Genomic DNA, 11,235 nt, shown 5'->3' with positions numbered 1-11,235 from the left:
TGTTGAACCGGGCGAACCTGGGCATGGAAGTGATGCACGAGCGTAATGCTCACAACTTCCCGCTTGACCTGGCTGCGGGTGAGGCTGCTCCTGTTGCAGTGACCGCTCCCGCTATCCACGGTTAAGCTCTCGCTGCTTAGCAATCAAGGCACTCTCCTCAAGGAGGGTGTCTTTTTGCATTCGTTGAGTGTAGCAATTAAGTGGGTTTCCGCTGCTTTTCAGTTGGCTTTTAACAAGTAATAGCGATCGCTTCTTAAGTCCCTGAAAAGAATTGAAGGATTGTACTCAGGCAAATTTGCCAGCGATGCCGTTGTGAACAGAAGTCCTCAAGGAGCACCAAATTAAATTCTTAAACTTAGGAGCTAATCTGGCTCCTGTTTGTATCGGCGTGGATTTTTGCGCTCGCCTGGTTTTGCCTGTGCCTGATACCACTTTCGCCAGCCTACCGAACTCCGAATCATGAGCCAGAACAACAGCAGCGCAATAATGCCGCCTTGAGTTGGGGCATCAAAAGCTAGCAGAACCAGCAGCACACACAAAAAATCCTGGGCAAAAATCATCCAGATGGGCAAACCCCGCAGGCGATAAAACCAGCCGATCTGAACAAGTTGTAGCACCAGGGCAATCAATCCACAAACCGTGCCAATCAGCACCGTAAACCAGCCGGGAAACAGAGCGGTTCGCGCCACGGCAATGCCGACGATCGCCCCCACGATAGGACTGCCCACAAGCTGCACGATCTGCAAAACGCGCTGTCCGAGTCTGCCTTTAGAGAGAAAGAGCTCAACGGTTGACCAGCTCACCAAAACACCCAGAACAATACGGGGGGGAATCTGGGACAATAGCGGCATGTTTGCCCAAAGATTGTCGCTGTAGAGCAATCCAATGAGTAGCAGGGGAAGAGCAATTCTCATACCAGCCGCCGTCGAGAGCGCAAGAGCGGCAAAAACCTCGATCATGGTATAAACCTCAAGCAGCCCTATCGAAGACAAGTTTCAAGATTGGTTTACAGCGATCGTGAGGGCACGCAACCAGCGTAGCAAACAAAAAATATGGCTCTTGACATTCTCTTGACATTCAAAGAATGCTATTTCTCAGTCTAAAGCAAGCCTCCGTAACCGTAACCTCTGGACGTCGCAGACCGCAGTAGCGCAGCAGACTACAGAAGCAAATCGGCTGCATCGGGTAAGGGAGCCGTTACTATTAAAGGATCGTGAAACAAGGGAACGGTGAAAGTAACGGTTGATCCCAGTCCTTCGCCCATACTGTAAAAATTGACTTCTCCGCCCATTGCCTCAACCAACTTTTGGGAGATCGCCAGTCCCAAGCCAGTTCCGCCATACTGACGAGTACGTGAACCGTCTACCTGGCTAAACGACTGGAATAGCTTGTCCTGCTTCTCCAGAGATACCCCAATTCCAGTATCAGCAACACTAATTTTGACAATGCCCGGCTTTTCCTGCTTGTCTTCGCTGTGGGGCATTCGCTTAGAGAGAATTTCTGCGCTGATGGTTAGTCCGCCTTCATGGGTGAATTTAATTGCATTACCCACCAGGTTGAGCATGACTTGCAGCAATCGCTGGTAATTGCCGTGGAGAATCACTTCGTCGCGGGTGGCAGGCGTGCGAATTTCAAAGCTTAACCCTTTCTGCTGCGCTTGAGGGCGGGTGAAATTGTCAACGGCATTGAGCAAATCATCCAGCTTGATTGGATTCAGCTCAAGCTGCATTTTCCCGGCTTCAATTTTCGCAATGTCCAGGATGTCATTAATGATATTGAGCAAGTGGATTGCTGAGCCATACGCTTCCTGAAGAAACTGGCTCTGCTCTGCCGGGTCGTCAGCCATGCCGTCCATGATTAGCTTGAGGAAGCCAATCACGCCGTTGAGGGGAGTCCGTAGCTCGTGGGAGGTGTTGGCAAGAAATTCGCTCTTGAGTCGAGAAGCGGCTTCTGCCTGCTGGCGGGCATCTTCTAGTTCCTGATGTTTTTTTACCAGGCTGTCGTTGGCCTGCTGAAGTTCCGATGCGAGATTCTGGCTCTGTGCAAACAGTGAAGCATGGGCAATCCCAGTTCCCACTTGATCAGCGATCTCTCTCAGCAGGTCAATCTCGATATCGCTCCAGACTCGCGATCGATCCGTCTGGTACAGCACAATCAAGCCATTTGGCTGATCCTGGTAGCAGGTGGCAATCGTCACTACAGAGGCAGACAACTCGCTGTCCTGCTCTTCGGCAGTGCTGCAAGCAATCGGTTTTAGGGTGGTCAATGCCTGAGCAAAATAGGCTTCCTGGACGATCGAAAACGATCGATTGAGCAGGGAGGGCAGCTCTGGACTGCAATATTCTGCCACTGCACAGACTTCGTTATGACCAGGCGTGTAGGGAAAAATCAGGCAGCGACTCACGCTAAACGCTTCTCCCAATCCTTCTACTGTCTGTTGCCAAATGGTTTCTAAATCCAGAGTGCGGCGAATTTTCCAGACTAGCTCGGTCAGGCGTTTTTGATAGCGATGCGCGGCGGTTTCTGCTTCGGGGCGATGTAGAGCAGTTCTCTCTTCAGGGCGATCGGCAAGGCGCAGCAAATGCCCTTGCTTTGATCCGGGAACGACCTCGGTAACAGGTTCTTGAGGGGTGGTGTAGAGAAAGCGTCCCATGACCAGAACGCTGGTTGCCGTGCCGTGCGGCATCAGGATTGGGCTGACCGTGAGCTCAAAAACGAGATGCTGATTGGCAACTTGAAACGCAGACTCAAACCGGAGCGGAATCAGATCGCTCAAAACCTGGTGAATGCGCTCTAGATAGGAAGCAATCGCCGCAGGCGCGAAAGCAGCCTCTACAGCTTGCCCAATGACCTGATCGAGTTTCAGTCCAAAGCGATCGGCATCGCGCCAATAGAACGACAAATACTGCCCAGAGCCGTCCTGAGTGAAAACCAGATCGGCAGCCGGAAGAGACCCGTCGAATTGTTGAAACGTACCCGGATGGATTGACTCAGTTGTCGAAGGTGAACGATCGCTAGGCAGAGTCATCAGCGTAGAACTCAGAGTACACAGTGAATAGGGTCAAGCACTGTCCCAGGTTTGCGGTAAGGGTAGATACGATGCGTAGATGCAACCTGCAAATGCTTTGTGACTGACAAGCTTGCGACTGACAAGCTTAATTATTCATCAGCAAATCTAGAATTCCCGCTTTTGCTTAAACCTTTTACTATTATCAGTGGTTTCACTGAAATTGCTTCAAGTTCAGCTAAGTCTAAATGTTTGTAACACCCCAAAGATTGATTCAACCTGTCAAGGCTTGCCTCACTTTTTACCCTATTTGCCTTATTTTAGAGGGGAAAAAGCGCGATGGGTTAAGCGACGGCTAGTCGTTCCATTCGCCCTTAGGCGGAACGGGTGGGTTGCGGCGAATCGATCGGGTTAAATCATCATCTCGACGGCTGCCTCCACCCAGCCATTGACGTACAGCAACTTCGATCACCTTACTGGGATTGCCCGTAAGATGATTGATTTGCTCAAGCAGGTCAGCATCAATTTCGATCGACAGATTTACCTTTTCGGAGTCGGAGGTGGATTTAGAATCTACAGCAGGGTCAGTCATAAGCCAGTTAGGGGCGGAGGGGAAGCCGCAACAGGAGGACAACAGCAAGAACAATATTGAGGAACAGCCGTTTTTATTTTTCTCTTTGGAAAAGGGGCGTGTTTCTCACATCACTATTAAACCTTATCCTTTTCACGATCGTTGCGAACAGCAGAAATCCTTCCCCTAATTTCCTAAAAATCTTACTGAAGCGAGCCATTTCAGCGGAGGAAAGCCTTTTGCCGGATTCCCGCAGCGTGACGAACAGCTTAAAATGTTTTAAGCAGATGACATATTGGTTCACCCAATCCGCCAAGACTTCCATTGAGACTCCGATTGTCTGGATCTCATGACACGAATTCCGACGGATAATCCTAACGGAGCAAGTAACCCGATCGATTCTGAGACGCAAATTCCTCGCTTTCCCCCTCATACTGCGTGATATGACCGACGTACCTGTTTCTCGCATTCGGAATTTCTCCATCATTGCTCACATCGATCACGGGAAATCGACCCTCGCCGATCGGTTGCTTCAGGTAACGGGAACGGTGAGCAATCGGGAGATGAAAGAGCAATTTCTCGACAATATGGAACTGGAGCGTGAACGGGGCATCACGATCAAGCTTCAGGCGGCGCGGATGAGCTATACGGCAAAAGATGGTCAGGAATATGTGCTGAACCTGATCGACACGCCGGGACACGTAGACTTTTCCTACGAGGTATCTCGATCGCTGATTGCTTGCGAAGGGGCGTTGCTGGTGGTCGATGCATCCCAGGGCGTGGAAGCGCAAACGCTAGCAAACGTCTATCTGGCACTGGAACACGATCTGGAAATCATTCCGGTGCTGAACAAGATTGATCTGCCGGGAGCCGAACCCGATCGCGTCCGGGAAGAAGTCGAAGAAGTCGTCGGTCTGGACTGCAGCGGCGCAATTTTAGCCTCAGCCAAAGAAGGGATCGGGATCGATGAAATCCTGGAGTCGATCGTCTATCTAGTTCCGCCGCCTGAAGATACGGTAGACAAACCCCTCCGCGCTCTGATTTTTGATAGCTACTACGACGCTTATCGCGGCGTGATCGTCTACTTCCGGGTGATGGATGGCAAAGTTCGCAAAGGCGACAGAGTGCGTCTGATGGCATCCGGCAAGGAATACCAGATCGACGAACTGGGCGTACTGTCGCCAAACCAAATTGAGGTGGATGAGCTACATGCGGGCGAAGTGGGCTATTTTGCCGCCTCGATCAAAGCCGTTGCCGATGCGCGGGTAGGTGACACGATTACCCTGGCATACGCCCCCGCTCCTGAAGCCCTACCGGGCTACGCCGAAGCGAAACCGATGGTTTTTTGCGGACTGTTTCCCACCGATGCCGACGAGTATCCCGACCTGCGCGAGGCACTGGAAAAACTGCGCCTGAATGATGCCGCCCTCAGCTACGAGCCGGAGACTTCGAGCGCGATGGGCTTTGGCTTCCGCTGTGGCTTCCTCGGTCTGCTCCACATGGAAATTGTGCAGGAGCGATTAGAGCGCGAGTATGACCTGGATCTGATTACCACTGCGCCCTCGGTAATCTATCGCGTCACCAAAATCGACGGCGAAGTGCTGTATATCGATAATCCTAGCCTCTTGCCCGACCCGCAGTACCGCGAAAAAATCGAGGAACCCTACGTGCAGGTGGACATGATTACGCCCGAGGAATTCGTGGGTCCGCTAATGGAGCTGAGCCAGAGCCGGCGGGGCGAATTCAAAGACATGAAGTACCTCACTAAGGGGCGAACCACGCTGATCTACGAGATTCCTCTGGCAGAAGTCGTAACGGATTTCTTTGATCAGATGAAGTCTCGATCGCGCGGCTATGCCAGCATGGAATACCAATTGATCGGCTACCGGGAAAACTATCTGGTGAAGCTGGATGTGATGATCAACAGTGAGAAAGTTGATCCCCTGGCGACGATCGTTCACCGAGACAAGGCATACTACGTCGGCAAAGCCCTGGTCGAAAAGCTCAAAGAGCTCATCCCCCGTCACCAGTTCAAGATTCCGATTCAGGCGGCGATCGGCTCCCGGATTATTGCCAGCGAACATATCCCCGCCCTGCGAAAGGACGTGTTAGCGAAGTGCTACGGTGGCGATATTTCCCGAAAGAAGAAACTCTTGCAGAAGCAGGCAAAGGGTAAGAAACGCCTGAAGGCGATCGGCACTGTAGACGTTCCGCAAGAGGCATTTATGGCAGTGCTGAAGCTTTAGGGCTGCCTGAGTCGCAAACCTTGAGCGAATCTAACAATTAAACCCGGGTCAAGTTGCCGAGCGATCGTCCGGACGCTTGCCCGTGTTTCGTACGTTCACCAGCTTGCTGAGAAACTCAAACCAGAAGGCAGCTCCCATTGAGATTGCCAGACCGCTTACGATCCAGCCGATAGCGCGCTTGAGCTGATTCCATAGTGGCATCCAGGGAGCCGGCTCTTCAGGCTTGCCGTCGCCGTTGCTGTCGATCGGCTTGATTGCCATTTGCTGCGATTGGTTTTCCTCGCCCCAGCCTAGCGGTAGTTGTGTCACATCCCCAACTGCTTGTTCGATACAGTTCACTGACGAATTAGTAGAAGCTGAGGAAGCTTCAGGTTCAGACGGAACAGCTTGAGCTTGGGCATAGGCGGGCTGCTCGAAAAATAGTCGGGAAACGGGAGCAGGCTCGGCGGGTGGAGCAACGGGAGCCGCCTCGGGGGCAGGTGGAATGACAGGCGGAGCAACTTCAGGCGCAGGGACGGGTTCAGGATTGGTGGCAGGAGCTGCTTCAGGGTTGGTAGGGGAAATCGGTCTGGGGCAGGATTGGGTGACGATTTCGGCAGAAGAGACAAGTGCCTGACGCAGCGTAGTGCTGGAGGCAAGTCGTTGGGCGATGTGAATCGTGTCGGCATTTGCGGCAAGGGCGATCGTCAATCCAATCAGGAAACCTACGCCCTTCGCATTGCGCTTATACACACCAGAGGCGCGCTCCATCGAGCGATCGAACCATTTCTCGACTTCCGTTTTGAACTGATACAGGTCGTCCTGAGCACGTCTTACTTCACCTTTAGCCTGAGTGGGGTTAATTTGGGCACGGTCTGCCAGCGCATTAAGACTGACTCGCACCGAGAAGGGAAGCGTCTGGGCAATCTGCTGAGCATCCCGATGAATTTCGTTGTAGAGGGCGATAATTTCCTGGTAGCCGGAGAGGTTTGGATTGCTTCTCAGCGATTCACTATCAGTAAACCGCCTGTATTTTTGGTCTACGTCCTGAAGGTCGCTGCGAAAGGCTTTCATGACCTGGGCAACGCTAGGTTGAAGCTGCTGAATCAGCTCATTGGTGTTGTGGTATTCGCCCTGAGGGTCTTCGTAAAAGACGAGCTGCCGAATTGAGACGAGTTGATTTGCAAAAGCATCAAAAGCTTCCAGATCTTCAGGGGCGATCGATCGAGCGCGGTTTGTGTCTTGAGATGCCGCCAGTTTTTTGCGGATCGCCTGCGCGTTGTTGACATACTCAACCAGTTCGCCGCGAATGAGGCTAATCGTCATTTCGAGGCTGAGCCGCTGATCGACAAAGGCTTTGAGGACGAGATGCAGTTTGTCGCTGAACTTATTAAAACCTGCATCAATAAAGCGATTGAGTTCCTGGCTTTTTCCCTGACTCTGATACCGTTTCACTGCATCTTCAATGTCAGAAATAATCTGATCCTGAACCAGGATTTGCAGATTTAGAGCGGTTAAGCGACGAGTGAACTGCGGAATGTTGAGGATTTCCAACAGTGTCGTAGCAAAGGTTTCAGACGGAATGTAGGATGGCTCGTTGCCCCGCTCGAGCGTCGTATTGCTCCTGCCTACAGTGACGACCGATCGCGTTACGCCACGAATCAAGCCTTCAAACCCTTCTCGCGCATCCTGACTGATGTTGCGAATCAAGGGGTCATTATAGATTTTCTGGGTAACAGCTTTTGCGCGATGGAGTTCTTCAATCAGCAGCGCATCCCGAAGTCGTCGCGAGATTTCAGATTTGATTGGAATCGTTGAACCTGTTTCAGTCACGCCATCACCGCTCACCAACCCTTTTGAGTCCAATGCCTGAACGATCGCCGCTGTCTGTTCTTCGGCAGTTCCTCTGAGCGTTTCGAGCTGGCTCTGGATCAGGTCTTGAATCGCCGGCTTATTGGGGTCAGAATCCGGCAGGAAACTCACTGTGTGCTGTGCAACCTCGGCAGGCGTTTGAAAAATTCCCTGGTTTGCCAGCTTCAGGTAATCGCCCTGCACAGAGCCATCTCCCATCAAGAGAATTTCGATCGACTTCTTCAGGTGGGCGGCTCGCCACTGCAAAATGGTCGCCAGGATCTCCTGGATTTCTGAAGAGAGCAGGCTAAGGATGAGGTAAATCAAAACTAGCCCGATCGCAACATCTACAATAAATGGCAGATTCATGACAGCAACTCACAAATTCAATACGAAGTAAATGCACTCTATCGAGAATGCCCCAGTGTAAGCGCTGGCAATCGGCGATGGGAAACTTGAAATACAAGTTAAAGCAGCGGAATCAAAGCTAAAATTTGCACATTTCAGCGGATCCAACGGGCAATGAATGGATTAATCGAGCTAGATCTGGTCAGGATGGGGTTTGCCCTGGGACTGGTGCTGATTGCGATCGCCCTATCTGCTTGGCAAGGGCTGGGATTGGCATGGAATCTTGCAGTCGCGACGGGACGAACGATCGTGCAGCTCACCGCAGTGGGCTACGTTCTGGAAATTGTGTTTGCCCTGAATAATCCGATCGCGGTGCTGCTGATTATCGCAGCCATGGCATCGATCGCCGCTGTCGTTGCCCGAAACCGAATCAGTAAAAAAATCCCGGCACTGCTTCCAGTGGTCGGGGGGTCAATTCTGCTCAGTACCGCTCTGACGCTGGCGTATGTGAATCTGCTAGTTCTGCGTCCCGATCCCTGGTTTGAGCCGCAGTACCTTGTGCCACTGGCAGGAATTTTGTTGGGAGGTGCGATGAATGGGGCGACGATCGGCGGAGAACGGTTTGTTAGTACACTCAACAATAGCCGCCAAGAGATTGAAACCCACTTGAGCTTAGGCGCAACTCCGCAGCAGGCAACTACCGCCTATCGCCGTGAGGCAATCAAAGCGGGACTAATCCCTGCCCTGAATCAAATGTTGGTCGTCGGAATTGTGACGCTGCCAGGAACCATTACCGGACAAATTCTGAGCGGCGTAAATCCGCTCGATGCCGCAGTCTATCAAATGCTGATTATGTTTATTCTGGCATTTGCAACCCTCTGCACCACATTTCTGCTGATTCAGGGACTCGATCGCCAATTCTTTAACCAAGCAGCCCAGCTTGTTACCCACTAAGCCTGGTTCAAGAACCTAATCAAGTTCCCGCCGTCCTTCTAAGGCTCTGGCAAGCGTTACTTCGTCGGCATACTCCAGATCGCCACCCATCGGCAGACCAAAAGCAATCCGGGTAACTTTGGTGAATGGCTTCAGCAGTTGACCGACATAGAGCGTTGTGGTTTCCCCTTCGACGCTAGGGCTGATCGCCAGAATTACTTCCTTGATGTCCTGCTTGCTGACGCGCCGCACGAGCTGCGTAATGTGAAGCTGATCGGGACCGATGCCATCCATTGGCGAAATCAATCCGCCCAGGACGTGATACTTGCCTTTGTATTCGCGGGTTTTCTCCAGCGCAATCACATCTCTAGAATCGGCAACCACACAGATTGTATTCGGGTCGCGATTGGGGGTGCGGCAAATTTCACAGACTGGCTCAGCCGACAGGTGAAAGCACACCGAACATAGCCCTACTTGCTGCTTGGCTTCAACAAGTGCCTGTGCCAGGGCATGAACTTCTGCCTCTGGTCTTCGTAAAATGTGCAGCGCGAGACGCTGTGCGGTTTTTGGACCCACACCGGGCAATCGCTGAAATTGCTCAATTAAACGAGCTAAAGGCTTGGTGTAAACCGTTGGATTTCCTCCAATGTTGCTCTATCTCGATCATAGCGATCGAGTCAACTGGTTGCGAGTAGGGATTTTTCGACCCTGAAACTGGAAAGTCGCGGGGAGAATTAATGCTCGATCGTCGCCATACTCCAGTCCGGGCGCAGATATTTCGCCTGCCGCAGATAAGGATGGTGAATTTTGACGAAGGGATCGGGCGTGTTGATGTGGATTAGGAAGCGAATACAGCGTTCCAGACTGCCCTCGACGTGCATCTGCTGCACATCCAGAAGCGGCACATCCTGCCAGTGTGGACGCTGACGGGCAACGGATGCGGGAAAAATTGCATCTAGATCGCGGGTGACAGAAAATGTGGCACTGATAATATCGTCAGGGTCGATGGGGTTTTGGCGTTCTAGCTCGTCCAGCAGTTCGGCGACAGCTTCCCGGATCGCCTCTACCGTGTTTTCTGAAACCGTTGTTGCCCCACGAATTGCCCTTACTTTCCAGCCCACGTCGATCGCCTCCTATGTTTCAACACGCTTCCAATCCCTTCGATTTGCCCGGCTACTCTAAAGGGGAACTGCTTCGCATGGCTCTTGTGTAAACAAAACAGCTCTGTACAGCTTTGTGCAAACAAAACAGCCCTGTGTAGACCAGACAATCGATCGCTTCATTCCATCAGGCTTCAGTTTAAAGTCTAATGGTCTGATGTCTACAATCTATCCTCCTCAGTTCTGCCTTGAAATGCCAAGGACTTAACTTAAAATTCACAACTTGAAAATTTACAGGCTGAATTGACAAGCTGAATTCAAGAGTCGAGTGCGATCATGCCCATGCTGTCTTCAGCAGTGTTTTATGAATTAGGGGCGAAACATCCATAGGGGCAGTCCGTTCGTTTCCATTTCAAACTCCAGCCAATTCAGCCCGCCGAGGAGGCCTTTATTTTGGCTGCGGCTTTGGCTTCGACCCGGCAGGAAGCGGCTGAGCCATCCCTTTTTGCGCTCCTCAATGTTGTGGAGCTGGGTTTTTTCGGGGTCGAGTCCGACTAGTTCGGCTGCCCAGCGACGCGCATCTTCTTCGGTTCCCAGGCGATCGACGACTCCTAGTTCTAGAGCCTGTTCTCCGGTAAAAATGCGTCCGTCAGCAAAGCTACGAACGGCATCCACACTGAGGCGACGACCTTCGGCAACTGTCTGGACAAACTGGTTATAGCTGGTGTCGATGAGCTGTTGCAGAATCTGCTGTTCTGGCTCGGTCAATTCGCGATCGAACGACAGAATATCTTTATAAGGACCAGATTTGATTACCTTAAAGGAAACGCCGACGCGGTCGAGCAGTCGTTCCAGATTATTGCCGCGCAGGATCACGCCAATGCTGCCCGTGATCGTTCCCGGATTGGCAACGATGTGTTCTGCGCCCATGCCAATATACACACCGCCCGATGCCGAAATATTGCCAAAGCTGGCGATGATCTTGGTTTTATTACGCAGCCGCTTCAGGGCACTGTAAATTTCCTGGGAGTCCCCCACCGTTCCGCCAGGGCTGTCGATCCGCAACAGCAGAGCGGGGAATTTCTTTTCTTCGACTGTTTTTAGGGCATCGAGGACATACTTACGGGTTGCACCTGCGATCGCGCCTGAGACTTCAATTCGTGCAATTTGCTTGCGAAACCGGGGCTTAAAGAGCCGAAT

General features: G+C 51.9%; 9 protein-coding genes and 1 pseudogene. 3 read left to right on the top strand and 7 right to left on the bottom strand.

All coding sequences use genetic code 11. From position 1 onward, the window contains the following. Positions 1 to 125: pseudogene (locus tag H6F80_RS03555) on the top strand (photosystem II q(b) protein); the annotation flags it as partial. Positions 126 to 362: 237 nt separating this feature from the next. Here the strand turns inward: H6F80_RS03555 and H6F80_RS03550 are convergent. The 3 genes from H6F80_RS03550 to H6F80_RS03540 form a co-directional block, all read right to left on the bottom strand. Continuing rightward, positions 363 to 959 (bottom strand): DUF4126 domain-containing protein, encoded by a 597-nt coding sequence (locus tag H6F80_RS03550; RefSeq protein ID WP_190790232.1) that lies wholly within the window; start codon positions 957 to 959, stop codon positions 363 to 365. A 200-nt stretch (positions 960 to 1,159) separates the two neighbouring features. Beyond that, complete coding sequence (locus H6F80_RS03545) at positions 1,160 to 3,028, bottom strand: sensor histidine kinase (protein ID WP_190790231.1); 1,869 nt, start codon at positions 3,026 to 3,028, stop codon at positions 1,160 to 1,162. Positions 3,029 to 3,362: 334 nt separating this feature from the next. Beyond that, positions 3,363 to 3,599: a type II toxin-antitoxin system CcdA family antitoxin gene (locus H6F80_RS03540; RefSeq protein ID WP_190790230.1), complete on the bottom strand. Its 237-nt coding sequence runs from the start codon at positions 3,597 to 3,599 to the stop codon at positions 3,363 to 3,365. A 422-nt stretch (positions 3,600 to 4,021) separates the two neighbouring features. Here H6F80_RS03540 and lepA point away from each other — a divergent pair, with 422 nt between their 5' ends. Further along, entirely contained in the window at positions 4,022 to 5,824 is a 1,803-nt protein-coding gene (lepA, locus tag H6F80_RS03535) for a translation elongation factor 4 (protein ID WP_190790229.1), read from the top strand. A gap of 48 nt (positions 5,825 to 5,872) precedes the next feature. On the opposite strand, the gene H6F80_RS03530 is transcribed toward lepA, so the two are convergent. Continuing rightward, positions 5,873 to 8,023 carry a hypothetical protein gene (locus H6F80_RS03530; protein ID WP_190790234.1) on the bottom strand — a complete coding sequence of 717 codons (2,151 nt, stop codon included), beginning with the start codon at positions 8,021 to 8,023 and terminating at the stop codon, positions 5,873 to 5,875. Between the two features lie 153 nt (positions 8,024 to 8,176). On the opposite strand from H6F80_RS03530, the gene H6F80_RS03525 reads away from it, so the two are divergent. Then, the gene (locus tag H6F80_RS03525) at positions 8,177 to 8,956 is read left to right on the top strand and encodes an ABC transporter permease (protein WP_190790228.1); all 780 of its coding nucleotides are present in this window, start codon (positions 8,177 to 8,179) and stop codon (positions 8,954 to 8,956) included. 15 nt (positions 8,957 to 8,971) lie between these two features. On the opposite strand, the gene recR is transcribed toward H6F80_RS03525, so the two are convergent. The 3 genes from recR to sppA all read right to left on the bottom strand — a co-directional run bounded on the left by recR (position 8,972) and on the right by sppA (position 11,235). Further along, complete coding sequence (recR, locus tag H6F80_RS03520; RefSeq protein ID WP_190790233.1) at positions 8,972 to 9,583, bottom strand: recombination mediator RecR; 612 nt, start codon at positions 9,581 to 9,583, stop codon at positions 8,972 to 8,974. Between the two features lie 86 nt (positions 9,584 to 9,669). Beyond that, entirely contained in the window at positions 9,670 to 10,056 is a 387-nt protein-coding gene (aroH, locus tag H6F80_RS03515) for a chorismate mutase (RefSeq protein ID WP_190790227.1), read from the bottom strand. Positions 10,057 to 10,404: 348 nt separating this feature from the next. Next, on the bottom strand, positions 10,405 to 11,235 hold the full coding sequence (gene sppA, locus H6F80_RS03510; RefSeq protein ID WP_190790226.1) for a signal peptide peptidase SppA: 831 nt from the start codon (positions 11,233 to 11,235) through the stop codon (positions 10,405 to 10,407).

Origin of the sequence: Leptolyngbya sp. FACHB-711 (assembly GCF_014695615.1) — a bacterium.
Taxonomy (GTDB): Bacteria; Cyanobacteriota; Cyanobacteriia; order Elainellales; family Elainellaceae; genus Leptolyngbya_A.
The sequence above is the reverse complement of the archived record's forward strand: the minus strand, read 5'-3'. Positions and strand labels throughout refer to the sequence as shown.